The organism is Variovorax sp. CCNWLW235 (genome assembly GCF_037204085.1).
In the GTDB taxonomy this organism is placed as follows: domain Bacteria; phylum Pseudomonadota; class Gammaproteobacteria; order Burkholderiales; family Burkholderiaceae_C; genus Variovorax.
The window spans coordinates 259,388-285,309 of sequence record NZ_JBBCBW010000002.1 but is presented as its reverse complement, the minus strand read 5'-3'; the positions used below and the strand labels follow the sequence as shown (position 1 = coordinate 285,309).

Here is a 25,922-nt window from a genome sequence, read left to right as displayed (position 1 = left end):
AGGGCAGCGGCGATTATCTGCCAGCCGCGTTCTTGGGGGTAGCGGCGGGCAGGGCGTCCAGCGCCTCTCGGATTCCGGCGAGAAATTCGCGTACCGCGGGCACAACCTTTTCACGCGGCTGTCCGTCGATCAGTTGGATGATCTTGGTGCCGATCACGACCGCATCGGCCGCCGATCCCACCGCCTGCGCGGTGCGCGCGTCGCGAATGCCGAAGCCCACGCCGACGGGAATGTTCACGTGCTCGCGGATGCGCGGGATCATCTGGCCGACGGCCTCGGTGTCGAGGTGGCCGGCGCCCGTCACGCCCTTGAGCGAGACGTAGTAGACATAGCCGCTCGCAATGCGCGCGACCTGCGCCATGCGCTCGTTGGTGCTGGTGGGGGCCAGCAGAAAGATCAGGTCGATGTTCGCGGCCTTGAGCTCCGCGGCAAAGTCTTCGCATTCCTCGGGCGGGTAGTCGACCACCAGCAGGCCGTCGACGCCCGCGGCAGATGCATCGCGGATGAAGGCCTTCTTGCCGTGCACAAGGTCATAGCGCTCGACCGGATTGGCGTAGCCCATCAGCACCACGGGCGTGGTCGCGTCCTTCTGGCGGAAGGCAGTGACGATGGCCAGCACCTGCTTCATGCCGACGCCCAACGCCAGCGCCGCTTCGCCGGCTTTCTGGATCACCGGGCCGTCGGCCATGGGGTCGGAGAACGGCACGCCCAGCTCGATCACATCGGCACCGGCTTCAACCATGCCGTGCATCAGCTCGGGCGTGATGTCGGCAAAGGGAAATCCGGCGGTAACGTAGGGAATCAGCGCGCGACGGCCGTCTTTTTTCAGTGCGTCGAAGGTGGCGGCAATGCGGCTCATCACTTGCCTCCCTTCACGCTCAGGCCGCGCATCGAGGGCCGGTCGTAGAAGTCGACGCCCGAGAGGTCGGCCACGGTGCCGATGTCCTTGTCGCCGCGGCCCGAAAGGTTCACCAGGATCGACTGGTCCGGCCGCATGGTCTTGGCGAGCTTCATCGCGTAGGCCACGGCGTGGCTCGATTCGAGGGCCGGAATGATGCCCTCGGTTCGGCACAGGTAGTGAAAAGCTTCGAGCGCTTCGGTGTCGGTAATGCCCACGTATTCCGCGCGGCCGATGTCGGCCAGGTGCGCGTGCTCCGGGCCCACGCCCGGGTAATCGAGACCGGCGCTGATGCTGTGGGTTTCGGTGATCTGGCCGTCTTCGTTCTGCAGCAGGTAGGTCCGGTTGCCGTGCAGCACGCCCGGGCTGCCGCGCAGGATCGATGCCGCGTGCTTGCCGCTGTCCAGGCCTTCGCCTGCCGCTTCGACGCCGATGAGCCGGGTGCCGGCAAACGGAATGTAGGGATGGAAGATGCCGATCGCATTGCTGCCGCCGCCCACGCAGGCGACCACCACGTCGGGCTGCTTGCCCTCGGCCTCTCCGGTAATGCCGTCGGCCGCGAGCATGGCGGGCATCTGCTCGATGCATTCGGTGCCGATCACGCTCTGGAAGTCGCGCACCATCGTCGGGTAGGGGTGCGGGCCGGCCACGGTGCCGATGATGTAGAACGTGTTTTCCACGTTGGTCACCCAGTCGCGCATGGCTTCGTTGAGCGCGTCCTTCAGCGTCTTGCTGCCCGATTCCACCGGCACCACGGTCGCGCCGAGCAGGTTCATGCGGTAGACGTTGGGGCTCTGGCGTTTCACGTCCTGGCTGCCCATGTAGACCACGCATTCGAGCCCGTAGCGCGCGCAGATGGTGGCCGTGGCCACGCCGTGCTGGCCTGCGCCGGTTTCGGCGATGACCCGGGGCTTGCCCATGCGGCGGGCGAGCATCGCCTGGCCGATCACGTTGTTGATCTTGTGCGCGCCGGTGTGGTTGAGGTCTTCGCGCTTCAGGTAGATCTGCGCGCCGCCCATTTCACGGCTCGTGCGGGCCGCGTGGTAGATGGGGGAGGGCCGGCCGACGAAGTGCTTCAGCTCGTAGTGGAATTCGGCCAGAAACGCCGGATCGTCCTTGAACCTGGCGTACGCATCGCGCAGTTCATTGATCGCGTGGGTGAGCGTTTCACTCGCGAAGGTGCCGCCGTAGTTGCCGAAATGGCCGGTGGCGTCGGGTTGCTGGTAGTCCTGGAATTGGCTTTGCATGGTTCTCGATCGTTGGGCCGCAGCCCGAAATCACGATCGGGTGCGGCGGCTAACTGGAGAAGGACGAGGCGTCAGCCGCTCTCACGGCGGCGACGAATTGCCGGATTTTTTCGGCGTCCTTCAGGCCCTTGTTTCCCGGGCCGTCGATTTCGACGCCCGAGCTCACATCAACGGACAGCGTCTTGCAGCGCGTCCGCAGGATGCGAATGCCATCGCTCACGTTTGCAGGTGTGAGCCCACCACTCAAGACGAGGTGAGCGTCGACGGCGGGTGGAAGAAGTGACCAATCGAATGCCTTGCCGCCACCGCCATAACCTTCGACATGGGCGTCGAGCAGGATGGCCTGGGCGTGGGAGTAATCGGAAGCGTATTTTACGAGGTCGAAGCTCGCTCCGGCAGCCCCCAACGGAATACGCGCGGCGCGCATGTAGCGAAAGCGGCCGTGGCCGGCGGCTTCTTCGCATTGTTCCGGCGTTTCCTCGCCATGAAACTGCGCGATCGATCCTCTCACACGTGCGAGGGATGCTACGACTTCAGGAGCAGCCTCGTTGACGAACAGCAGCACCGGCGTGATGAAGGGCGGGAGGCGCGAAGCCAGTTCCGCGGCGCGGGCCGATGTTATGGCGCGGGGGCTCTTGGGATAGAGCACGAAGCCGACCGCATCTGCGCCCGCGTCGACCGCGGCATCGATGTCGGCTTCACGCGTGAGGCCACAGATCTTGATGCGGGTGCGGGGCGACGTCATGGCGGCCCATCATAAGGAGCACCGCCGGCCTGCAGCGTGGCCTCCGCCGGCAGACCCCACTTGGCGTCGTACAAAGGCCCCAGAAAGTACAGCCCGTCGGCAGAGAAGGTGGGCGCCGCCACCTTGCGGCTGCGCGCCTCGAGCACTTCCGTGATCCATTCGGGCCGCTCGTCGCCGCGTCCGATGCGCACCAGGCAGCCCATCAGGTTGCGGATCATGTGGTGCAGGAAGGCATCGGCCTCGAACTCGAAGTGCCAGCGGCAACGCTCGCCTTCGCCGTGACGCGTGATCTCGATGCGCCGCAGGTCCTTCACCGGCGAGCGCGCCTGGCAGGCCGAGGCGCGAAAAGAGCTGAAGTCGTGCTTGCCCACCAGCAGGGCGGCTGCTGCGCGCATGGCATCGCCGTCGAGCGCATGCATCGACCAGCCGACCCGGCCCGAATCGAGGCTGGGCCGTACGGGCGATTGCGACAGCACGTAAAGGTAGCGGCGGGCCAGTGCGCTGGCGCGGCAATGGAATTCGTCGGGCACCGGGTGTGCCCACTGCACGGCGATGTCGTCGGGCAGGTAGCGGTTGGTGCCGCGCATCCACGAGAAAGGCTCTCGTTCGACGTCGGTGTCGAAGTGCACCACCTGCATCAGCGCATGCACGCCGGCGTCTGTGCGGCCGGCGCACAGCGTGCCGATGGGCTGTGCGGCGAATTTGCCGAGTGCCGCTTCCAGCTTGTCCTGAACCGTGCGGCCCGAGCGCTGGCTCTGCCAGCCCTCGTATGCCTGGCCGTTGTAGCGGATGCCTAGCGCCAGCCTCACGAATTCAGAAACAGAGGGAAGAGCCGCTCAGCGCAGTTCGGCGAGCAGTTGCCTTGCCTGCGACTTGAGGTCGCCGGCGCTTTCAGCTTCGACTTCCTCGACCAGCGAGCGGGCGCCTTCGACGTCGCCGATCGCTTGCAGCTCGCGGGCCAGCGACAGCTTGACCGCGTGGGGGCTGTCGTCGCCGTCGTCCTGCGGCATGGCTGCTGCGGGGCGGGTTGCTTCGGCAGTGCCGGCCACCGGGCGGGCCGGAAGGCCGGCCAGTGCGCTCATGTCGAATTCGATGAAGCCCGAATCCGCGGGAAGGTTGTTGCCGCTGCGCAGCGTCGCCGGGCGGGTATTGTCGTCGGCGTCGTTCAGTCCCGCGGGGCGGCTGATCGGGGCCAGCGCGCCAGGAGCGGTGTCGAAGTCGTTTTCCAGGTCGACCGGTGCTGGTGCATGCGCATGGCCGTTCGACAGCGGGGCGGCTGCGGCGGGTGCGTAGGCCGTCTTCGGCAGGCTGGCGCTCACCGGAGCGGGGCTCGGTGCAAGTGCAGCCGGCTGGCTCAGGTCAAGGTCGAAGTCCAGCGGTGCGACGGACGGCACGAAGGCCGGCGCGGCGACAGCAGCTGCCACGGGGGCCGGTGCTGCGGCCGGAGGCGTTGCGGCAACAGGCTTGGCTGCGGTAGCCAGGGCGCCGGCGAATGCGGCGCTTTCGGCCGGGCTCACACCGCCTCGGGCCGTGCCCGATTCGTACAGCGGATTGCCCGGGTCGAGGTCCTTGCCCATTTCGACCACGCGGTTCCAGTCGGAGCCGGTGCCGTTGGTCAGCTTGTGCACTTCGGTCGCCAGGCCTTCATAGGCCCGGACGTCGCGGCGCTTGGCGTGGATTTCGAGCAGCTTGAGGTGAATGGCCGTGCGGTCCGGATTGACGCGCAGCGCCTCGCGAAGGATTTCCTCGGCCTGCAGGTCGCGGCCATAGGCAAGGTACACGTCGGCTTCGGCAACGGGGTCGACATCGCCCGCGTCGAGTTGGCTTGGCGAGTACGACAGCGACGAAACCGTGGAATCGCCGCGGTGCTTGGTGTCGACCGACTCGCCGCCGCTGGCACCGAAGAACGAGTCCTTGGGAATGCGGCTTTCGAGGAACACGCTTTCGCTCATTTCCTCGCGCCGGCGGCCCAGCACGCGGTAGAGCAGGAAGCCGATCAGCAGTGCGATCAGCGCCGCGCCGGCGAGCATCAGCGGGTTCTCCATCAACTCGTCGAGGAAGCTGCGCTCGACCGGGGGCGGCGGCGGGGCTGCCTTGACCACCGGCTTGGGTGCCGGCGCAGGGGCGGCTGCGCTGGCGGCCGCGGCGGGAGCGCCCGGCATGGTTTCAACCGATGCGTTGGCGTCAGGGGCTGCGGCGGTGGGAGCGGTTGCGGGCGTTGCTGCCGCGACGGGCGCGGAAGCTTCTGCCGGGGCCGAAGCAGTGGCCGGTGCCGCTGGAGCCGCAGGCGCTGCAGCAGGAGCCGCGGGAGCGACAGGGGCCGCAGCCGCGGCGGGTGCTGGCGTGGCCGCTGCCGGCGATGCCGTGGCGGCTACGCCCGGATTGGGAACCGGAATGCCCGGAGCGGCTGGTGCCGGTGCCGGTGCCGGCGCCGCGCCCGCGGCGGCCGAGCCGGTGGCCGCCTTGAGCTTGGCCAGTTCGTTGATGTTCTTGGAAAGCTCCGCAACGCGGTTGTTGCTGTCCTGCGCCTGCCGTGCCTGCGCGACCTTCTCGTCGGCGGCGCGGGCAGCCGCGCTGCCTTGGGAGATCGTCAGCTTGTCGGGTGCGCTTGCGGTGGCGTTGCGGTCTTCGACGTTGGCTTGCACCTTGCCCGAGGCATTGCGGCCTGCTGCGGCCACGTTGGCGGTGGGCGCGTTCTCTGCCAGGCGCTGGCGGTAGGCACCGAAGTCGCGGCTTTGCGCGGTGATGGTGCGCTTCGCTTCCGCGGGAAGAATGGCACCGGCCTCGGCTGCGCTTGGCAGGTCGAGCACGGCGCCGGCCTTGATGCGATTGACGTTGCCGCCGATGAAAGCATCGGGGTTGGAAAGCAGGAGCGCCACCAGCATCTGGTCGAGCGAGACGTCGGCCGATTTGTAGGCTCCGGCGATCTTGCTGGCGGTATCGCCGCGCTGCACCGTGACCTGTTCGCCGCTTGTCGGACGAATCGGCGCCGCGGCGCTGGGGGCTGGGGCAGCCGAAGTAGCTGGTGCCGGTGCCGGCGCGGCGGCCGGCGGTGCGGTGACGGGCGCGACAGGAGCGCGCTCGCGGCGCGTGCGGGCCGGGGCTTGGCCCGAGCGCTCTGCCGGGGCCGTGCCGATCTGCGGCGTAGACGGAGAAATCGGCGCGCTTGGCGCTGCCTGGCGCGTCACCGGCGGGTCGAGCAGCACGGTGTAGTCGCGCACCATGCGGCCCGACGAGCCGTTGGCTTCGAGCAACAGGTCGATGAAGGGGTCGTTGAGCGGACGCGTGCCCGTCAGCCGCACCACGTATTGCCCGCCGGCGCGGCGCTGCAGCGTTGCCTTCACGTCGCTCAAGGCCGCGTTGTATGGAACGCCTGCATTCTTGAAGGCGTCGGCGCTGGCAACGTTGATCTTCAGGCTGTCCGCTTCAGCGGCCGCCATTTCGGTGACGTCGATTTCAGCGCGAAGGGGCTCGCCCAGTGCCGATTGCACCTTCAGTTGGCCCAGTGCAAAAGCGCTCGCATCGGTGCTCGAAACGCCCAAGGCAACCGCCATGGCGGCACCGAGAACGGAAAGGCGGAGGCCTTTCAAAGGCAGAGAAGGGCGAGCGGCCGATGGGCGGGCCGCGGGCAACAGATGTCTTGTCATGCTGATAGGGGGCGGCTCAGGCCCAGAAATTGTAAGAGGACGTTAGCACCAACACCGGGTACTGACAAGGCGCTGCGCCTGTTCTACCCAGTACGCGCATACTTACGCACACATCTTCCGTTGCTGTTGAGCAACATTTCGGGCTTGCGGAGAGCCGGCGCGCCCCCATCAAGCCTCGAGCAAGATGCGCAGCATGCGGCGCAGCGGTTCGGCCGCGCCCCACAACAGCTGGTCGCCGATGGTGAAAGCGCCGACGTATTCAGGCCCCATTGCCAGCTTGCGGATGCGGCCCACCGGGATGTTCATGGTGCCCGTGACGGCCACCGGCGTCAGGTCCTTGAGGCTGGCCTCGCGGGTGTTCGGCACCACCTTGGCCCACGGGTTGTCGGCCGCGATCATGGCCTCGATGTCTGCCAGCGGCACGTCCTTCTTGAGCTTGAAGGTCAATGCCTGGCTGTGGCAGCGCATCGCGCCGATGCGCACGCAGAAGCCGTCGACCGGCACTGCGGCGGTACCGAAGCCGGCACCTTGGCCGAGAATCTTGTTGGTTTCGGCGCCGGCCTTCCATTCTTCCTTGGAGGTGCCGTCGCCCAGGTCCTTGTCGATCCAGGGAATCAGCGAGCCGCCGAGCGGGGCGCCGAAATTGGCGGTTTCAGCCGCGCTCAGATTCTGCTGCTTGTGCAGCACCTTGCGGTCGATTTCGAGAATGGCCGACTTCGGGTCGTCCAGCAGCGCGCGCACCTCGGCATTCAAGGTGCCGAACTGCGTCAGCAGCTCGCGCATGTGCTGCGCACCGCCGCCTGAGGCAGCCTGGTAGGTCATGCTGGTCATCCACTCGACCAAGCCGGCCTTGTAGAGGGCGCCCACGCCCATGAGCATGCAGCTCACGGTGCAGTTGCCGCCGATCCAGTTCTTGCCGCCGTTGGCGAGCGCATTCTGGATGACCGGCAGGTTGACGGGATCGAGCACGATGACCGCGTCGTTGTTCATGCGCAGCGTGGAAGCGGCGTCGATCCAGTGGCCGCTCCAGCCCGCAGCGCGCAGCTTGGGGAACACCTCGCTGGTGTAGTCGCCGCCCTGGCAGGTGATGATGATGTCGCACTTCTTCAGTGCGTCGATGTCGTTCGCATCCTTCAACGCGGTCTCGTTCCTGGCCATGGCCGGGGCCTTGCCGCCGGCGTTGGAGGTCGAGAAGAACAGCGGCTCGATGAGCCCGAAGTCGCCTTCGGCCTGCATGCGGTCCATCAGGACCGAGCCGACCATGCCGCGCCAGCCTACAAGGCCGACCAGAGGTTGAGATGCGTTCGCCATTTCAGTTTGCCCTTGTGAAAAAGAAAGAAATTGTCTTTTTTGCCCCCGACTCGTCGAGCCGGGGAGGGGCGTGACGAAGCGGGCTGCGGTTAGCCGGTAATCGTCTTTTTGGTGATTGCTGCAACAACCGCGTCGCCCATCTCACGGGTGCCGACGCGCTTCGTACCTTCTGACCAGATGTCACCCGTGCGCAGCCCGGAGGCGAGCACATGCTTGACCGCCGACTCGATACGGTCGGCAGCTTCGGCTTGGTTGAGTGAAAAACGGAGCATCATGGCAGCGGACAGTATTGTAGCCAAAGGATTGGCAACCCCTTTGCCGGCAATGTCGGGCGCGCTGCCGTGGCTGGGTTCATACAGGCCCTGGTTGCTCGAATTGAGCGAGGCCGAGGGCAGCATGCCGATGGAGCCGGTGAGCATGGCGGCCTCGTCCGAGAGGATGTCGCCGAACATGTTGCCAGTGACGATCACGTCGAACTTCTTGGGCGCCTTCACCAGCTGCATGGCTGCGTTGTCGACGTACATGTGGTCGAGCTCGATGTCCGGGTAGTCCTTGTGCACCTCGGTCACCACGTCCTTCCAGAACTGGAAGGTCTCGAGCACGTTGGCCTTGTCGACACTGGTCACGCGCTTGTTGCGCTTGCGGGCCGCTTCGAAGGCCACGCGGGCAATGCGCTCGACCTCGGGGCGCGAATAGCGCATTGTGTCGAAGGCTTCTTCGGCGCCCGGAAAGTGCCCGTCCACGGCGGTGCGGCGGCCGCGCGGCTGGCCGAAGTAGATGTCGCCGGTCAGCTCGCGGATGATGAGAATGTCCAGGCCCGCGATGAGCTCGGGCTTGAGGCTCGACGCGTCCACCAGCTGCTCGTAGCAGATGGCCGGGCGGAAATTGGCGAACAGGCCGAGGTTCTTGCGCAGGCCAAGAATCGCCTGTTCGGGGCGCAGGGGGCGGTCGAGCTTGTCGTACTTCCAGTCGCCGACGGCACCAAACAGCACCGCGTCCGCTTCCTTTGCGAGCTTGAGCGTCGATTCGGGGAGCGGATGGCCATGGGCCTCGTAGGCCGCGCCGCCGACCAGCGCAGTTTCCATTTCGAACGAGAGGTCGAGCGCGTCGAGCACGCGGATGGCTTCGGCCACGATTTCGGTGCCGATGCCGTCACCCGGGAGAACTGCGATTTTCATAAGTTGGTCTGAGGTTTGAAATGGGAGATGCGAAGCTTCAGGCAATCATCGTGTGCGCAAGCCACGGCTTCTGGGCCAGCCGCTCGGCCTCGAAGGCCTTGATCTTGTCCTTGTGGCGCAGCGTCAGGCCGATGTCGTCCAGCCCGTTGATGAGGCAGTACTTGCGGAAGGCCTGCACGTCGAAAGCAAACTCGCCGCCGTCGGGCTTCACGACCACCTGGCGCTCCAGGTCGATGGTCAGCGAGTAGCCGGGAAAGGCAAAGGTCTCGTCGAACAGCTGCGCCACCTGCGCTTCGGGCAGCACGATCGGCAGCAGGCCGTTCTTGAAGCTGTTGTTGAAGAAGATGTCGGCGTAGCTTGGCGCAATGATCGCGCGAAAGCCGTACTGGTCGAGCGCCCACGGCGCATGTTCGCGCGACGAACCGCAGCCGAAGTTCTTGCGCGCCAGGAGGACGGATGCGCCGGCGTAGCGCGGCTGGTTCAGCACGAAGTCGGGGTTCGGCTTGCGGCTGGCCGGGTCCTGGCCCGGAAAGCCGGCGTCCAGATAACGCCACTCGTCGAACAGGTTCTGGCCAAAGCCGGTGCGCTTGATCGACTTGAGGAACTGCTTCGGAATGATCGCGTCGGTATCGACGTTTTCGCGGTCCATGGGGGCGACAAGGCCCTTGTGCACGGTGAATTTCTGCATGTGAATCTCTCTTGTCTTTTCTTGCTCAGGCGAAGGTGCGCACATCGACAAAGTGGCCGTGCACCGCAGCGGCGGCAGCCATGGCCGGGCTCACCAGGTGGGTGCGGCCACCGGCGCCCTGGCGGCCTTCGAAGTTGCGGTTGCTGGTCGATGCGCAGCGCTCGCCAGGCTCCAGACGATCGGCGTTCATGGCCAGGCACATCGAGCAGCCGGGCTCGCGCCATTCGAAGCCCGCGGCCTTGAAGATCACGTCGAGGCCTTCGCGCTCGGCCTGTTCCTTCACCACGCCGGAGCCCGGAACCACCATCGCGAGCTTCACGTTCTTCGCAACCTTCTGGCCGAGCTTCTTCACCACGGCCGCGGCTTCGCGCATGTCCTCGATGCGGCTGTTGGTGCACGAGCCGATGAACACCTTGTCGATGAAGATGTCGTTCATCGCCTTGTTGGGCTCCAGGCCCATGTAGACCAGTGCGCGCTCGATGGCGCCGCGCTTGCTGGCGTCTTTTTCCTTGTCGGGATCGGGCACGCGGCCGTTGATGTCGACCACCATTTCAGGCGACGTGCCCCAGGTCACCTGCGGCTGGATCTGTGTCGCGTCGAGTTCGACCACGGCGTCGAACTTCGCGTCGGGGTCGGACTGCAGCGTGCGCCAGTAAGCCACGGCCTGGTCCCATTCCACGCCGGAGGGGGCGAGCGGGCGGCCCTTGATGTAGTTGATGGTCTTCTCGTCGACCGCCACGAGCCCCGCGCGAGCGCCGGCCTCGATGGCCATGTTGCAGACCGTCATGCGGCCTTCCATGCTCAGGTCGCGAATCGCAGAGCCCGCGAATTCGATGGTGTAGCCCGTGCCGCCTGCGGTGCCGATCTTGCCGATGATCGCGAGCACGATGTCCTTGGCGGTGCAGCCGAACGGCAGCTTGCCTTCGACCTTCACCAGCATGTTCTTCGCCTTCTTGCCGAGCAGCGTTTGCGTGGCCATCACGTGCTCCACCTCGCTGGTGCCGATGCCGTGCGCCAGCGCGCCGAATGCGCCGTGCGTGGAGGTGTGCGAGTCGCCGCAGACCACGGTCATGCCGGGCAGCGTGGCGCCCGATTCGGGGCCGATCACATGCACGATGCCCTGGCGCTTGCTCAGGAACGGAAAGAACGCCGCAGCACCGAACTCCGCAATGTTCTTGTCGAGCGTGGTGACCTGCTCCTTGCTGGTGGGATCGGCAATGCCTTCGTAGCCGCGCTCCCAGCCCGTGGTGGGCGTGTTGTGGTCGGCCGTGGCCACCACCGAGCTGATGCGCCACAGCTTGCGGCCGGCTTCGCGCAGACCCTCGAAGGCCTGCGGGCTGGTCACTTCATGCACCAGGTGGCGGTCGATGTAGAGGATGGCGGTGCCGTCTTCCTCGGTGTGGACGACGTGTTCGTCCCAGATCTTGTCGTAGAGCGTGCGTGCCATGTCGTTCTCTTGTCTTTCGTGGGGAAGTGAATTGTCTTGTTTTCTATGCGGCCATCGGCTCGGCCGCATCGTGGGCGGTGGCCGGCGTGTGCAAATGGTTGACCAGCGTGCGCGCGGCCACCGGCAGGGTGGAGAAGTCGCGCGCCACCAGCCGGATTTCGCGGTTCGACCAGGCGTCGTTCAGCGCCACGCTGCACAGGCGGCTTCCGATGCCGGCCTGCAGCAGTTCGAATGCGCGCTGCGGCATCACGCCGATGCCCAGGCCGTTGTCGATCATGCGGCACATCGCGTCGAGGCCGGTCACGTGGATGCGCAGCTTGACGCTGCGGCCCGCTTCAACCGCGGCCTGGTGCATGGCCACGTAGATCGAGCTGTTGGTGTGCAGCCCGACGTGATCAAAGTCGAGCGAAGCCGTGAAATCGATAGAACCTTGCGTTGCAAGCGGGTGCCCGGCGGGCACGATCAGCACGAGCCGGTCGTGGCGGTAGGGCAGCGTCTGCAATTCGTTCGTGCCGTCGGGAATATGGCAAATACCCAGGTCGGCGGCGCCTTCCTGCACCGCGCGCACCACTTCGTTGCTCAGGTGCTCTTCCAGGTCGATCTTGATCGCGTCGTGCTCGCGCGTGAAGGCGCCGAGGTCCTCAGGAAGAAACTGCACGATGGCCGAGATGTTGGCGTGCACCCGCACATGGCCACGCACGCCCTCGGCGTATTCGCTGAGTTCGCCCTGCATCTTCTCGAGGCTGTAGAGCACCGACCGCGCATGGTGCAGCAGGCTTTCCCCCGCGGGCGAAAGATCGACCCCGCGCGCATGGCGGTAGAGGAGGGTGGTGCCCAGGGTGGCTTCAAGGTCGGACAGCCGCTTGCTGATGGCCGAGGCGGCAATGAATTCGCGCTCCGCCGCCCGCCCGATGCTGCCCAATTCGCACACGGCCACGAACAACTGCAGCGACGTGAGGTCGATGCGCCGGGCGAAATTGCGTTCGGAAGTGCTCATGGGGTGTCGGACATCGCGTCTGGCGATGAGTTCGCCATTTTCTCTGGGTTTTGATCAACTTGCCATCGTCATCTGCGATGGGTTCGTTGCCCTGAGGCGAGGAGCTTAGCCTAGAACCCCGTGCGCGGTGAATTCCCACGCTGCACACGGCAAAACGCCCGCTCCTCGCTTTTCAGGCGAGGGAGCAGGGCGTGCGTCAGCGCGCGGTACGCAGGTCTCGAAAGACCCGGGGTCGGTGCCTGCTTACTGGCGCTTCTTGGCGGCGTCTTCTACTTTTTCGCCGCCCTTCTGGATGTCCTGGCCCGCACCCCGGAAGGTGTTGCAGCCGGACAGCGGGACGGCAAACGCGAAGGTGACGGCAATCAGCGCGGCAATTTTCTTCATGACGGATCTCCTGAAGGCGTTGAAAAAGGCGGCCCGACCTCGGGCCTCCGATACACAAAGTACCGAGGCCCCGCCATCAATCCTGTCAGCCAAGACGCAAAAAAGCTGCCCGAGGGCAGCTTTCTGCGGTGAGCGCCGGTGCGCCTTCAGCGCTTGCCGATGGGCTGCACGTCGCGCTTGGGCGAGCCTTCGAACAGCTGGCGCGGGCGGCCGATCTTGTACTCGGGGTCGCCGATCATTTCGTTCAGCTGGGCAATCCAGCCAACCGTGCGAGCCAGCGCGAAGATCGCGGTGAACAGCGGCACGGGAATGCCGATGGCGCGCTGCACGATGCCCGAGTAGAAGTCCACGTTCGGGTAAAGCTTGCGCGAGACGAAGTATTCGTCTTCGAGGGCGATCTTTTCCAGTTCCTTGGCGAGCTTGAAGAGCGGATCGTTTTCCAGGCCCAGCTCGGTCAGCACTTCATTGCAGGTTTCCTGCATCAGCTTGGCGCGCGGGTCGTAGTTCTTGTACACGCGGTGGCCAAAGCCCATGAGCTTGACGTTCGAGTTCTTGTCCTTCACCTTCTTGATGAACTCGCCGATCTTCTCGACGCCGCCTTCCTTCTGGATGTCGTACAGCATGTTGAGCGCCGCTTCGTTTGCGCCGCCGTGGGCAGGGCCCCAGAGGCAGGCCACGCCGGCCGCAATGGCCGCGAAGGGATTGGTGCCCGACGAGCCGCACAGGCGCACGGTCGAGGTCGAAGCGTTCTGCTCATGGTCTGCGTGCAGGATGAAGATGCGGTCGAGCGCGCGCTCGAGCACCGGGTTCACCTTGTACTCCTCGCACGGCGTGGCAAACATCATGTGCAGGAAGTTGCCCGCGTAGCTCAGGTCGTTCTTCGGGTACATGTACGGCTGGCCGATCGTGTACTTGTAGGCCATGGCCACGAGCGTGGGCATCTTCGCGATCAGGCGGATCGCGGCGATCTCGCGGTGCTCGGGATTGTTGATGTCCGTGCTGTCGTGATAGAAGGCCGACAGGGCGCCCACCAGGCCGGTCATGATGGCCATCGGGTGCGCATCGCGGCGGAAGCCGCGCAGGAAGAACTGCATCTGCTCGTTGACCATCGTGTGGTTGGTCACGAGCTTGGTGAAGTTGGTCTTCTTGGCCTGGTCGGGCAACTCTCCGTAGAGCAGCAGGTGGCAGGTTTCGAGGAAGTCGCAGTTGGTTGCGAGCTGCTCGATGGGGTAGCCGCGGTACAGCAGTTCGCCCTTGTCGCCGTCGATGTACGTGATGGCCGACTGACATGCGGCCGTCGACATGAAACCCGGGTCATAGGTGAACATGCCGGTCTGTGCATACAGCTTGCGGATGTCGATCACGTCCGGGCCCACGGTGCCCTTGTAGATCGGCAGTTCGACGCTGTCGCCGCCGTTGCTGAACGACAGCGTGGCCTTGGTATCGGAAGCTTTCATTTCGGGTTTCTTTCAGAGAGTATTCAGGAAGGCGAAGAGGAAACGGAGGCGGAAACAGAGGTGGCGGGACGCTGCGCGCCGTCGGTGCGCATCAGCTGGAGCAACTCGACCACCTCGGCCCCGGCCCATGCGGGCTCGGGCTCCTTTCTTCGCAGCAGAAGATCGAGGAGGTCGTTGTCCGACAGGTCCATCAATGTCTCCATCGCTCCCGCCTGGCCGACGGTCATGTGCGACTCGTGCCGCTCGAAGAAGCGCGCGATGAACAGGTCGTTCTCGAGCAGACCGCGCCGGCAGCGCCATTTCAGCTTGCTCAGCGCACGTTCGCTGAGAGGCTGTGCGAGTTCGGCGGCGGTTTGCATGGTTTCTCTCGGCAAAGGATCAGATGGCGCGGCGCACCATCAGTTCCTTGATCTTGCCGATCGCCTTCGTCGGGTTCAGGTTCTTCGGGCACACGTCCACGCAGTTCATGATCGTGTGGCAGCGGAACAGGCGGTACGGGTCCTCGAGGTTGTCCAGGCGCTCGGCGGTGGCTTCGTCGCGGCTGTCGGCGATGAAGCGGTAAGCCTGCAGCAGGCCGGCCGGGCCCACGAACTTGTCGGGGTTCCACCAGAAGCTCGGGCAGCTCGTGGAGCAGCTCGCGCACAGAATGCACTCGTAGAGGCCGTTGAGCTCGTCGCGCTCTTCGGGCGACTGCAGGCGCTCCTTCTCGGGCGGCACGTTGTCGTTCTGCAGGTACGGCTTGATGGAGTTGTACTGCTTGAAGAACTGCGTCATGTCCACGATCAGGTCGCGGATCACCGGCAGGCCCGGCAGAGGCTTCAACACGATCGTGCCCTTGAGCGTGAGCATGTTGGTCAGGCAGGCGAGGCCGTTCTTGCCGTTGATGTTCATGGCGTCGGAGCCGCAGACGCCTTCGCGGCACGAGCGGCGGAACGACAGCGTGGGATCCTGTGCCTTGAGCTTCATCAGGGCGTCGAGCAGCATGCGCTCATGGCCGTCGAGTTCGATCTCGATGGTCTGCATGTAGGGCTTGGCGTCCTTGTCCGGGTCGTAGCGGTAGATTTGGAATGTGCGCTTCATCGTATGACCTTGTAAATATTCTTAGAACGTGCGGACCTTGGGGGGCACCGAAGCCACCGTCAGCGGCTGCAGCTTGACGGGCTTGTATGAGAGGCGGTTGTCCGCGCTGTACCAGAGGGTGTGCTTCATCCAGTTGGCGTCGTCGCGGCCCAGCGGTGCGACCGGGTCGTCCGCGGGACGCTCGTAGTCTTCCACCGTGTGAGCACCGCGGCATTCCTTGCGGGCAGCGGCCGAGACCATGGTGGCCTGCGCCACTTCGATCAGGTTGTCGACTTCGAGCGCTTCGATGCGGGCGGTGTTGAACACCTTGGACTTGTCCTTCAGGCCGATCGACCTGACGCGCTCGCGCACGGCAGCGATCTTGACCACGCCTTCGTCCATCGAGGCCTGCTTGCGGAACACGGCGGCGTGCTGCTGCATGACGGCGCGGATCTCGCCGGCCACGTCCTGGGCGTACTCGCCGCCGGTTGCGGCTTCGAGTTCGTTCAGGCGCTCCAGGGTGCGGTCGGCCGCATCCTTGGGCAGTTCCTTGTGTTCCTTGTGCTTGTCGTTGAATTCGACGATGTGGTTGCCGGCCGCGCGGCCGAACACCAGCAGGTCGAGCAGCGAGTTGGTGCCCAGACGGTTGGCGCCGTGCACGCTCACACAGGAGCATTCGCCCACGGCGTAGAGACCGTTCACCACGGCGCTGTTGTCTTCACCCTTCTGGATGACGACCTGGCCATTGATGTTGGTCGGAATGCCGCCCATCTGGTAGTGGATGGTCGGCACCACGGGAATCGGCTCCTTGGTGATGTCGACGTTGGCGAAATTCACGCCGATTTCATACACCGAGGGCAGGCGCTTGTGGATGGTCTCGGCACCGAGGTGGTCGAGCTTCAGCAGCACATAGTCCTTGTTGGGACCGCAGCCGCGGCCTTCCTTGATTTCCTGGTCCATCGAGCGCGAGACGAAGTCGCGCGGTGCCAGGTCTTTCAGCGTGGGCGCATAGCGCTCCATGAAGCGTTCGCCGTTGCTGTTGAGCAAGATGGCGCCTTCGCCGCGGCAGCCTTCGGTCAACAGCACGCCGGCACCGGCCACGCCGGTCGGGTGGAACTGCCAAAACTCCATGTCCTGCAGCGGAATGCCCGAACGCGCGGCCATGCCCAGGCCGTCGCCGGTGTTGATGAAGGCGTTGGTCGAGGCCTGGAAGATGCGGCCCGCGCCGCCGGTGGCCAGCAGCACGGTCTTGGCCTGCAGGATGTGCAGGTCGCCGGTTTCCATTTCGAGGGCCGTAACGCCGACCACGTCGCCTTCGGCGTCGCGGATCAGGTCGAGCGCCATCCACTCGACGAAGAACTGGGTGCGTGCCTCGACGTTCTTCTGGTAGAGCGTGTGCAGCATGGCGTGGCCGGTGCGGTCGGCCGCGGCGCAGGCGCGCTGCACGGGCTTTTCGCCGTAGTTGGCCGTGTGGCCGCCGAACGGACGCTGGTAGATCGTGCCGTCGGGGTTGCGGTCGAACGGCATGCCGAAGTGCTCGAGCTCGTACACCACCTTGGGTGCTTCACGGCACATGAACTCGATCGCGTCCTGGTCGCCGAGCCAGTCGGAGCCCTTGATGGTGTCGTAGAAGTGGTAGTGCCAGTTGTCTTCGCTCATGTTGCCGAGCGATGCGCCCACGCCGCCTTGGGCGGCCACGGTGTGCGAACGGGTGGGGAACACCTTGGAGAGCACCGCCACGTTCAGGCCGGCGCGGGCCAGTTGCAGCGAAGCGCGCATGCCGGAGCCGCCGGCGCCGACGATCACGACGTCGAACTTGCGCTTGGTGATTTGTTCTTTTGTGTAGGTCATGGTGGGGTCAGATCTTCCAAAGCACTTGAATGGCCCAACCCGCACAACCGACAAGCCAGACGATGGTGAAAATTTGCAGGGCGAGGCGAATGCCGACGGGCTGGACGTAGTCCATCCACACGTCGCGCATGCCAACCCATACGTGATAGAGCAGGGAAGCGATCACGGAGAAGGTCAGCACCTTCATCCACTGCGCGGCGAAGATGCCGGCCCAGAGGTCGTAGCCGAGCGGGCCACGCGTGAAGATCAGTTGCGCGAGCAGGATGATCGTGAAGAGCGCCATCAGGCCGCCCGTGATGCGCTGGCTGAGCCAGTCGCGCAAACCGTAATGTGCGCCGACGACGATGCGCTTGGAGCCGTAATTCACAGACATGGTTGGCTCCTTCTCAGTACAGGCCGAACAACTTGGCGCCGAGCACCACGGTGAGCAGAACGCTCAGGGCCAGCGTGACCAGGGCGGAGCTGTGTCCGAACTCCTTGGTGACGGCGGCGTGGCTCACGTCCATCCAGAGGTGGCGCAGGCCGGCGATGAAGTGGTGCAGGTAGGCCCAGATCAGTGCGAGCGCGACCAGCTTGAAGAACCAGCCCGGAACGAAACCAAGGCCGCTGTTGAAGGCGGCCTTGAATCTGGCGAACGAATAGTCGGACGAAAGCGAGGTGTCGAACATCCAGATGATGAACGGCAGCAGCAGGAACATGAGCACACCGCTCACGCGGTGCAGGATCGACACGATGCCGGCCGGCGGCAGCCGGTAGGTCGTGAGATCGGTAAAGGCATTGATGTTCCGGAATTCGCGGCGCGGCGGCCGGGGAGGGGTTGCAAGCTCTGTCATTGGGGGGAGGCTTTCGTGGCTTGGTGGCTTGTTCTGATAGCGAACGCTTTTGTTTCTTCTGCGGAATGCAAACAACGCAAAATTCTATTGCAATGCACCATTGCATGGCGGAGGTGCCCGCGTCGGCGCAGTACCGAAGTCGGATGCTATTGACTTCGGAGCGTGCTGCGCGCGGTGCGCAGGTGCTGCAATGCGGTTCGATCGTGGTTTCATCTGGGCGCGATCTCAGCCGAGCTGATTCCGGTAGTGGTGCGTGTCGGTGCGATACAGGCCGCGGCGCAATTCCATCGGCGTGTCGTGATACGTGTGCGCCAGGCGCTCCACGCTGAGCAAGGGCATCTGCAGCGACACGTCGAGCAGCGCCGCCTGCTCCGCATCGGGCAGCACCGCACGGATTTTTTCTTCGGCGCGCACCATCCGCACGCCGAATTCGGTTTCGAACATCGCGTACATCGGGCCGGGCCAGGCCCGCAGCCGCTCGGCCGTGAGGCCCTTGAACGGGGCGCCGGGGAGCCACAGGTCTTCGAGAATGGTCGGTACGCCGCCGTAGGCGAGCACGCGCCGCACCTGCAGCACCGCGTCGCCGGTGCGCAGCGCCAATGCGCGCGCCACGTCGGCCGAGGCGCGCTGGCGGCGGCAATCGATGATGGTGCGTTCGGCCGGGCCTTCGGTGCTTGGCGTGCCGACATCGGGCACGAGCTTCAGGAAGCGGTACTGCACGTGCTGCTCGGCATGAGTGGCGACGAAGGTGCCCTTGCCCTGGCGCCGCACCACCAGGTTTTCGGCTGCCAGCTCGTCGATGGCCTTGCGCACCGTGCCCTGGCTCACGCGATACCGCACGGCAAGGTCCATCTCGCTCGGGATCGGTTCGCCCGGCTTCCACTCGCCGGCCTGCAGGCTCTGCAGGATCAAGGTCTTGATCTGCTGGTAGAGCGGACTGAAGGAAGGCGTCGCGGAGTCTTCGAGGACGGTGGCATTCATGGCAGCGGTGGGGTGCGCCGTGGCGGAACCTCCGAGCATATCTTATATAAGACATAAGACGGGCTGCATCGATTCGGCTTAAAATGCGGGCCGGCCTGCGCCGCGGGAAGGATTCCCGCCCTGCAGGACACCGGCGCCAAGCGCGCCCGCCGATACCGTTTTCACCATCTTCTGGAGTCTTCCCATGAGCAAAAAACCCGTCCGCGTTGCCGTCACCGGTGCCGCCGGTCAAATCGGTTACGCCCTGTTGTTCCGTATCGCGTCGGGCGAAATGCTCGGCAAAGACCAGCCGGTCATCCTGCAATTGCTCGAAATCCCCGACGAGAAGGCCCAGAAGGCGCTCAAGGGCGTGATGATGGAACTCGACGACTGCGCTTTCCCGCTGCTGGCCGGCATGGAAGCCCACGGCGACCCGATGACCGCCTTCAAGGACGCCGACTACGCATTGCTGGTTGGCTCGCGTCCGCGCGGCCCGGGCATGGAACGTGCCGAACTGCTGGCCGTCAACGGCGCCATCTTCACGGCGCAAGGCAAGGCGCTGAACGCCGTTGCCAGCCGCAACGTGAAGGTGCTGGTGGTCGGCAACCCCGCCAACACCAACGCCTACATCGCAATGAAGAGCGCCCCTGACCTGCCGCGCAAGAACTTCACCGCCATGCTGCGCCTGGACCACAACCGCGCTGCCAGCCAGATCGCCGCCAAGACGGGCAAGCCCGTGGCCGACATCGAAAAGCTCGTCGTGTGGGGCAACCACTCGCCCACGATGTACGCCGACTACCGCTTTGCCACCATCAACGGCGAAAGCGTCGCCAAGATGATCAACGACCAGGAATGGAACGCCAACACCTTCCTGCCGACCGTCGGCAAGCGCGGCGCGGCCATCATCGAGGCACGCGGTCTCTCGTCGGCCGCCTCGGCCGCCAACGCCGCCATCGACCACATGCGCGACTGGGCCCTGGGCACCAACGGCAAGTGGGTCACCATGGGCATTCCGTCGGACGGCCAATACGGCATTCCGAAGGACACGATGTTCGGCTTCCCCGTGACCTGCGAAAACGGCGAATACAAGCTGGTCGAAGGCCTGGAAATCGATGCATTCAGCCAGGAACGCATCAACAAGACCCTGGAGGAGCTGCAGGGCGAGCAGGCGGGCGTCGCTCACCTCCTGTAATCGAAATCGCTGCATCGGCATGCTCGACTGGAACCCCGCGCTCTACCGTCGCTACGAGGACGAGCGCACCCGGCCCGCACAGGAGCTCCTGGCGCGGGTGTCGCTGTCCGAGGCGGCCCATGTGGTCGACCTCGGCTGCGGGCCGGGCAATTCCACCGAGCTGCTGTTTCACCGGTTCCCGAAGGCGCGTGTCGTCGGGACCGACAACTCCGAAGCCATGCTGGCCAGCGCGCGCGAGCGCCTGCCGCAGGCAAGCTTCGAATTGAGCGACATCGCGACCTGGGCGCCGCAAGACCAAGCGCCCGACCTCATTTATGCCAACGCAGCCCTGCAGTGGGTGCCGGATCATGAAACGCTGATCCCGCGCCTCTTTGCTGCGCTGGCGCCGGGCGGCGTGCTCGCCGTCCAGATGCCCGACAACCGCCAGGAGCCCACGCACCGCCTGATGCGCGCCGTGGCCTCCGAGGCGCCGTGGGCGGAGCCCATCGGCGACGCTGATCGCATGCGCACGCTGCTGCTGCCGCTCGGCGGCTACTACGACCTGCTGGCGCCCGAAGCGGCCAAGGTCGATGTGTGGCACACCATCTACCAGCACCCCATGGCCGACGCCGCAGCCATTGTCGAATGGGTGCGCGGCACCGGGCTGAAGCCTTTCGTCGACCGGTTGCCGGATGAGCTGCGCGCAAGCTACCTGGCCGAATACGAACGCTGTGTCGACCAGGCCTATCCCGCCCGTGCCGACGGCAAGCGGCTGCTTGCCTTTCCGCGCATGTTCATCGTGGCGCAGAAAAAGGCATGACGAAGTCCGTCCATCCCGGCGAAGTGTTGCTTGGCGCGCAAGCCGGTGCCGTGACCTTGCCCGTCTGCGACCACTACAGCGGCGTTGAAGCCCGCATGAAGAAGAGCCTCGCTCTGCAGGCCGAAATGGCCGATGAATTCGGTGCCTGCGTATTCGACGTCACGCTCGATTGCGAAGACGGCGCCCCCGTGGGCGGCGAGGCCGAGCACGCCGCGCTTGTCACTGAACTGGCGCTTGCCGCAAAGCCGGGCATGCGTGTCGGCGTGCGCGTTCATCCTGTCGATCACCCGGCCTTTGCCGGCGACGTGATCACCATTGCCGGGCGTGCCGGCCAGCGGCTCAGCCACCTGATGGTGCCCAAGGTCGAATCTGTGGCCGACGTGGCGCAGGCCGTGGCGGCGCTCGAGGCGGCCGACGCCGATGCGTTGCCGCTGCACGTGCTCATCGAATCGCCGCTGGCGGTGCACAACGCATTCGAAATTGCGGCGCACCCGCGTGTGCAATCGCTGAGCTTCGGTCTGATGGATTTCGTTTCCGCCCATGCGGGAGCCATTCCGGCCGATGGCATGGGGGCCGCCGGCCAGTTCACGCATCCGCTGGTGGTGCGCGCCAAGCTGGCCATCGCATCCGCAGCGCACGCCTACGGCAAGGTGCCTTCGCACTGCGTGGTTACCGAGTTCAACAACACCGACGCCATGCGCACGGCGGCCCGCAAGGCGGCCACCGAATTCGGCTACACGCGCATGTGGAGCATTCACCCGAACCAGATCCGGCCGATCCTCGAGGCGTTTGCGCCAGACGAGGCCCAGATTCAGATTGCCGTAGAAATCATTACAAATGCCGCACTCGCGGATTGGGCGCCGACACAAATTGATGGCACATTGCACGACCGCGCGAGCTATCGCCATTTTTGGCAAGTGCTGACGCGTGCCCACGCAACAGGGCGCGCGTTGCCTCCAGAGGCAAAAGCCTGGTTTGCACTCGCGGCCTCCTGAAACCTACGAATCCAGCCTCAAGGAAACACCCATGAAGAAAATTGCTCTGATCGCAGCCCTGGCCCTGGCGCTCCCGTTTGCCGCCACGGCGCAGACCACCCCCGCCAAGCCGGCCGCCAAGGCTGAAGCCAAGAAGGCGCCCCCCAAGAAGCAGGTCACCCGCAAGGCCGCCAAGGCCGTCGAAGAAGTGACGCCCATTGCCGACGAAACCAACATCGTGCTGACCGATGCCGACCTCGAAGTCGCCAAGCGCGTTTCGCTCGGCAAGGCCCAGTGCGAACTCGGTGCCGACGTGACCGTGGCAGCTGACGAGAAGAAGCCCGGCTTCTTCAACGTGTCGACCAAGGGCCTGAAGTACCGCATGCACCCGGTCGAAAGCCGCACCGGCGCCATCCGCCTCGAAGACCCCCGCGCAGGCGCCATGTGGCTGCAGCTGGGCAACAAGTCGATGTTGATGAACCAGAAGGCAGGCCTGCGCATTGCCGACGAATGCCAGACGGCCGAGCAGGTCGCGTTTGCCGAAGAAATGAAGAAGAACCCGCCCAAGAGCCTGTTCGAAGGCGCCGACGCGGCCAAGAAGTAGTCTTACCAAACACGGGGTGCGGCGCGGCTCTTGCTTGCCGCACTGCACGCCCGCCAGCCCCAGTTTCCGGAGAAAAGAAGATGTTGCAAGCCTACGTTGACCATGTTGCCGAACGCGCCGCGCTCGGTATTCCGCCGCTGCCATTGAGCGCGAAGCAAACCGCCGAAGCCATCGAGCTCCTCAAGAGCGCGAACGCCAAGGACGGTGCCTTCCTGCTCGATCTGCTCACCTATCGCGTGCCCGCCGGCGTCGACGACGCGGCCAAGGTCAAGGCGAGCTACCTGGCGGCCGTGGCCCACGGTACCGAAAAGAACGCGTTCATCACGCGCGCCCGCGCCACCGAATTGCTCGGCACCATGCTCGGCGGCTACAACATCAGCCCGATGATCGACCTGCTCGACGACGCCGAAGTCGGCGCCGTGGCCGCAGAGGGCCTCAAGAAAACCCTGTTGATGTTCGACCAGTTCCACGACGTCAAGGAAAAGGCCGACAAGGGCAACGCCAACGCCAAGGGCGTGCTGCAAAGCTGGGCCGATGCCGAATGGTTCACCAGCCGCCCCGAGGTGCCGCAAAGCATCACGGTCAGCATCTTCAAGGTGGCCGGTGAAATCAACACCGACGACCTGTCCCCCGCACCCGACGCCACCACGCGTCCCGACATTCCGATGCACGCCTTGGCGATGCACAAGAACGCGCGCCCCGGCATCGTGCCCGAGGAAGACGGCAAGCGCGGCCCGGTGAAATTCATTGAAGACCTGCGCGCGCGCGGCCATCTCGTGGCCTACGCCGGCGACGTGGTCGGCACCGGCTCCTCGCGCAAGAGCGCCACCAACTCGGTGCTCTGGTTCACCGGCGAAGACATTCCCTTCGTGCCCAACAAGCGTTTCGGCGGCGTCTGCCTCGGCGGCAAGATCGCCCCCATCTTCTACAACACCATGGAAGACTCGGGCGCACTGCCCATCGAGCTCGACGTGAGCCAGATGAACATGGGCGACGTGGTCGAACTGCGCCCCTACGACGGCAAGGCGCTGAAAGACGGCAAGGTCATCGCCGAGTTCAAGGTCAAGAGCGACGTGCTGTTCGACGAGGTGCGCGCCGGCGGCCGCATTCCGCTGATCATCGGACGCGGCCTCACGGCCAAGGCACGCGAGGCGCTGGGTCTGCCCGCATCGACGCTGTTCCGCCTGCCGCAAAGCCCGGTCGACACCAAGAAGGGCTTCTCGCTTGCACAGAAGATGGTCGGTCGCGCCTGCGGCCTGCCTGAAGGCCAGGGCGTGCGTCCTGGCACCTACTGCGAGCCCAAGATGACCTCGGTCGGCTCGCAGGACACCACCGGCCCCATGACGCGCGACGAGCTGAAGGACCTGGCCTGCCTGGGCTTCTCGGCCGACCTCGTGATGCAGTCGTTCTGCCACACGGCGGCGTACCCGAAGAAGGTCGACGTCAAGATGCACCATGAACTCCCCGAGTTCATGGCCAACCGCGGCGGCGTTTCGCTGCGCCCGGGCGACGGCGTGATCCACAGCTGGCTCAACCGCCTGCTCACGCCCGATACCGTGGGCACGGGCGGCGACAGCCACACCCGTTTCCCCATCGGCATCAGCTTCCCGGCCGGCTCCGGCCTCGTTGCCTTCGCGGCCGCCACCGGCGTGATGCCGCTGGACATGCCCGAGTCGGTGCTCGTGCGCTTCAAGGGCAAGATGCAGCCCGGCGTCACGCTGCGCGACCTGGTCAATGCCATTCCGCTGTACGCCATCAAGAGCGGCCTGCTCACCGTCGAGAAAAAGGGCAAGAAGAACATCTTCTCGGGCCGCATTCTCGAAATCGAAGGCCTGCCTGACCTGAAGGTGGAGCAAGCCTTCGAGCTGAGCGACGCCTCGGCCGAACGCTCGGCCGCCGGCTGCACGGTGCACCTGAACAAGGAACCGATCATCGAGTACATCAACAGCAACATCACGCTGATGAAGTGGATGATTGCCGAAGGCTACGCCGACGCCCGCACGCTGGCACGCCGCATCGCCGCGCAGGAAGCCTGGCTCAAGGACCCGCAGCTGCTCAAGGGCGACGACGACGCCGACTACGCGGCCGTCATCGAAATCGACCTGGCCGACATCCATGAGCCGATCGTGGCCTGCCCGAACGACCCTGACGACGTGAAGACGCTGTCGGACGTGGCCGGCGCACAAATCGATGAAGTGTTCATCGGCTCGTGCATGACCAACATCGGCCACTTCCGCGCTGCGTCGAAGCTGCTCGAAGGCAAGCGCGACATTCCGGTCAAGCTGTGGATTGCACCGCCCACCAAGATGGACGCACACCAGCTCACCGAAGAAGGCCACTACGGTGTCTTCGGCAATGCCGGCGCCCGCACCGAAATGCCGGGCTGCTCGCTGTGCATGGGCAACCAGGCACAGGTGCGCGAAGGCGCGACGGTCATGTCGACCAGCACCCGCAACTTCCCGAACCGCCTGGGCAAGAACACCAACGTGTACCTTGGCTCGGCGGAACTGGCCGCCATTTGCTCGCGCCTGGGCCGCATTCCGACCCGCGAGGAGTACATGGCCGCAACGGGCGTGCTCGATGCATCGAGCGCGCAGATCTACCAGTACCTCAACTTCGACAAGCTCGACGAGTACAAGACCGAAGCGGCTGCTGCCGTTGCGCCTGCCGTGGTCGCAGCCTGATCAGCGCACGGTTCGCGCTTTAAAAAAAGCCCCGCTTCGGCGGGGCTTTTTTCATGTCGGCTGTGCCGCCAGTGCGGTCAGCGCCGCGGCAGTCTGCGCATCGGCCGGGAAGAACGACTCCACCGCCAGCTCCTGCAGCGTGACGTCCACCGGCGTGCCGAAGATGGTGGTGGTGCTGATGAAGCTCAGCACGCCGTTGGGCGTGACCAGCTGAAATGGCACCACGACGCCTGACAGTTCGGTGTTCGCGGCCGGCGTGTCGTGGCTCACGCTGGGCGTGGGGTAGGCCTCGAGCTCGTCGTGCAGCGCCTGCAGCACCGCATCGCCTGTCGCGGCAATCTGCTGCTGCAGCCGTTCGAGCAGGTGGGCACGCCATTGCGCCAGATTGGCGATGCGCGAGGCCAGCCCGTCGGGGTGCAGGCTCAGGCGCAGCACGTTGATCGGGGCTTGAACCAGTTCCGGCGCTGCGCCGGCCATGAGCATCGGCACCAGTGCGTTGTGCGCCACCAGGTTCCAGTGGCGGTCGACTGCCAGCGCGGGAAAGGGCTCGTGGCCCTTCAGCACCAGGTCGACGGCGCGGCGCGCCGAGGCCAGGGCAGGGTCGTCGAGCGAGCGCTGCCGGTACATCGGCGCGAAGCCCGCGGCCACCAGCAGGGCGTTGCGCTCCCGCAGCGGCACTTCCAATCGTTCGGCCAGGCGCAGCACCATCTCGCGGCTCGGCGCGGCGCGGCCGGTTTCCACATAGCTCAGGTGTCGCGTCGAAACCTCGGCCTCTTGCGCGAGATCGAGTTGGCTCAGGCGGCGATGCGTGCGCCAGTGCCGAAGATGCGCGCCGAACGGGTCGCGCGCGCCGGGCTGGCCGGCCTTGGACGAGTGGGTGCGGGGGGTGTTCATGGCCCGCATTCTGGCGCGGCGGCGGCGGCGCGCCATGACCTCCCAGGTTATCGACCCTGTGCCCGCCTTTCGA

Annotated in this window: 24 protein-coding genes; 5 read left to right on the top strand and 19 right to left on the bottom strand. The window is 65.3% G+C overall.

What is annotated here, in order from left to right; all coding sequences use genetic code 11:
* Positions 1–13: 13 nt before the first annotated feature.
* The 18 genes from trpA to V9L21_RS03760 all read right to left on the bottom strand — a co-directional run bounded on the left by trpA (position 14) and on the right by V9L21_RS03760 (position 18,723).
* Entirely contained in the window at positions 14–859 is an 846-nt protein-coding gene (gene trpA, locus V9L21_RS03845) for a tryptophan synthase subunit alpha (protein ID WP_258504767.1), read from the bottom strand.
* On the bottom strand, positions 859–2,145 hold the full coding sequence (gene trpB, locus V9L21_RS03840; RefSeq protein WP_126745769.1) for a tryptophan synthase subunit beta: 1,287 nt from the start codon (positions 2,143–2,145) through the stop codon (positions 859–861). Before trpB ends, trpA begins: the two co-directional genes overlap by 1 nt.
* A 49-nt stretch (positions 2,146–2,194) precedes the next feature.
* The gene (locus tag V9L21_RS03835) at positions 2,195–2,890 is read right to left on the bottom strand and encodes a phosphoribosylanthranilate isomerase (protein WP_337309304.1); all 696 of its coding nucleotides are present in this window, start codon (positions 2,888–2,890) and stop codon (positions 2,195–2,197) included.
* Complete coding sequence (gene truA / locus V9L21_RS03830; protein WP_337309302.1) at positions 2,887–3,699, bottom strand: tRNA pseudouridine(38-40) synthase TruA; 813 nt, start codon at positions 3,697–3,699, stop codon at positions 2,887–2,889. The genes V9L21_RS03835 and truA overlap by 4 nt, the downstream gene beginning before the upstream one ends.
* A gap of 27 nt (positions 3,700–3,726) precedes the next feature.
* Complete coding sequence (locus V9L21_RS03825) at positions 3,727–6,444, bottom strand: FimV/HubP family polar landmark protein (protein ID WP_443304496.1); 2,718 nt, start codon at positions 6,442–6,444, stop codon at positions 3,727–3,729.
* Positions 6,445–6,705: 261 nt separating this feature from the next.
* Positions 6,706–7,848, bottom strand: coding sequence for an aspartate-semialdehyde dehydrogenase (asd, locus tag V9L21_RS03820; protein ID WP_337309298.1), 1,143 nt, complete (start codon positions 7,846–7,848; stop codon positions 6,706–6,708).
* Positions 7,849–7,937: 89 nt separating this feature from the next.
* Positions 7,938–9,026 (bottom strand): 3-isopropylmalate dehydrogenase, encoded by a 1,089-nt coding sequence (gene leuB, locus V9L21_RS03815; protein WP_258504774.1) that lies wholly within the window; start codon positions 9,024–9,026, stop codon positions 7,938–7,940.
* Between the two features lie 37 nt (positions 9,027–9,063).
* Positions 9,064–9,714: a 3-isopropylmalate dehydratase small subunit gene (leuD, locus tag V9L21_RS03810; protein WP_337309296.1), complete on the bottom strand. Its 651-nt coding sequence runs from the start codon at positions 9,712–9,714 to the stop codon at positions 9,064–9,066.
* Between the two features lie 25 nt (positions 9,715–9,739).
* Positions 9,740–11,161 carry a 3-isopropylmalate dehydratase large subunit gene (gene leuC / locus V9L21_RS03805; protein WP_337309294.1) on the bottom strand — a complete coding sequence of 474 codons (1,422 nt, stop codon included), beginning with the start codon at positions 11,159–11,161 and terminating at the stop codon, positions 9,740–9,742.
* Between the two features lie 43 nt (positions 11,162–11,204).
* Positions 11,205–12,158: a LysR substrate-binding domain-containing protein gene (locus V9L21_RS03800; RefSeq protein WP_337309292.1), complete on the bottom strand. Its 954-nt coding sequence runs from the start codon at positions 12,156–12,158 to the stop codon at positions 11,205–11,207.
* A gap of 243 nt (positions 12,159–12,401) precedes the next feature.
* Positions 12,402–12,542 (bottom strand): entericidin A/B family lipoprotein, encoded by a 141-nt coding sequence (locus V9L21_RS03795; protein ID WP_126745778.1) that lies wholly within the window; start codon positions 12,540–12,542, stop codon positions 12,402–12,404.
* Positions 12,543–12,688: 146 nt separating this feature from the next.
* Entirely contained in the window at positions 12,689–13,999 is a 1,311-nt protein-coding gene (gene gltA, locus V9L21_RS03790; protein ID WP_126745779.1) for a citrate synthase, read from the bottom strand.
* A 23-nt stretch (positions 14,000–14,022) separates the two neighbouring features.
* Complete coding sequence (locus tag V9L21_RS03785; protein WP_337309290.1) at positions 14,023–14,358, bottom strand: FAD assembly factor SdhE; 336 nt, start codon at positions 14,356–14,358, stop codon at positions 14,023–14,025.
* Between the two features lie 19 nt (positions 14,359–14,377).
* Positions 14,378–15,079: a succinate dehydrogenase iron-sulfur subunit gene (locus V9L21_RS03780; protein ID WP_055804283.1), complete on the bottom strand. Its 702-nt coding sequence runs from the start codon at positions 15,077–15,079 to the stop codon at positions 14,378–14,380.
* Between the two features lie 21 nt (positions 15,080–15,100).
* Positions 15,101–16,909 (bottom strand): succinate dehydrogenase flavoprotein subunit, encoded by a 1,809-nt coding sequence (gene sdhA / locus V9L21_RS03775; RefSeq protein ID WP_337309288.1) that lies wholly within the window; start codon positions 16,907–16,909, stop codon positions 15,101–15,103.
* A gap of 7 nt (positions 16,910–16,916) precedes the next feature.
* Positions 16,917–17,282, bottom strand: coding sequence for a succinate dehydrogenase, hydrophobic membrane anchor protein (sdhD, locus tag V9L21_RS03770; protein ID WP_281149609.1), 366 nt, complete (start codon positions 17,280–17,282; stop codon positions 16,917–16,919).
* Positions 17,283–17,295: 13 nt separating this feature from the next.
* On the bottom strand, positions 17,296–17,742 hold the full coding sequence (gene sdhC, locus V9L21_RS03765; protein WP_337309285.1) for a succinate dehydrogenase, cytochrome b556 subunit: 447 nt from the start codon (positions 17,740–17,742) through the stop codon (positions 17,296–17,298).
* Positions 17,743–17,967: 225 nt separating this feature from the next.
* Positions 17,968–18,723 carry a GntR family transcriptional regulator gene (locus V9L21_RS03760; protein ID WP_337309283.1) on the bottom strand — a complete coding sequence of 252 codons (756 nt, stop codon included), beginning with the start codon at positions 18,721–18,723 and terminating at the stop codon, positions 17,968–17,970.
* 184 nt (positions 18,724–18,907) lie between these two features.
* Here V9L21_RS03760 and V9L21_RS03755 point away from each other — a divergent pair, with 184 nt between their 5' ends.
* The 5 genes from V9L21_RS03755 to V9L21_RS03735 all read left to right on the top strand — a co-directional run bounded on the left by V9L21_RS03755 (position 18,908) and on the right by V9L21_RS03735 (position 24,955).
* Complete coding sequence (locus tag V9L21_RS03755; protein WP_309950168.1) at positions 18,908–19,894, top strand: malate dehydrogenase; 987 nt, start codon at positions 18,908–18,910, stop codon at positions 19,892–19,894.
* Between the two features lie 19 nt (positions 19,895–19,913).
* Complete coding sequence (gene tam / locus V9L21_RS03750; protein WP_337309279.1) at positions 19,914–20,693, top strand: trans-aconitate 2-methyltransferase; 780 nt, start codon at positions 19,914–19,916, stop codon at positions 20,691–20,693.
* Complete coding sequence (locus tag V9L21_RS03745) at positions 20,690–21,688, top strand: HpcH/HpaI aldolase/citrate lyase family protein (protein WP_337309277.1); 999 nt, start codon at positions 20,690–20,692, stop codon at positions 21,686–21,688. Before tam ends, V9L21_RS03745 begins: the two co-directional genes overlap by 4 nt.
* Positions 21,689–21,719: 31 nt before the next feature.
* The gene (locus V9L21_RS03740) at positions 21,720–22,271 is read left to right on the top strand and encodes a hypothetical protein (RefSeq protein ID WP_337295539.1); all 552 of its coding nucleotides are present in this window, start codon (positions 21,720–21,722) and stop codon (positions 22,269–22,271) included.
* Between the two features lie 80 nt (positions 22,272–22,351).
* The gene (locus V9L21_RS03735; RefSeq protein ID WP_337309275.1) at positions 22,352–24,955 is read left to right on the top strand and encodes a bifunctional aconitate hydratase 2/2-methylisocitrate dehydratase; all 2,604 of its coding nucleotides are present in this window, start codon (positions 22,352–22,354) and stop codon (positions 24,953–24,955) included.
* Positions 24,956–25,006: 51 nt separating this feature from the next.
* On the opposite strand, the gene V9L21_RS03730 is transcribed toward V9L21_RS03735, so the two are convergent.
* Positions 25,007–25,849, bottom strand: coding sequence for a helix-turn-helix domain-containing protein (locus V9L21_RS03730; RefSeq protein WP_337309273.1), 843 nt, complete (start codon positions 25,847–25,849; stop codon positions 25,007–25,009).
* Between the last annotated feature and the right edge of the window lie 73 nt (positions 25,850–25,922).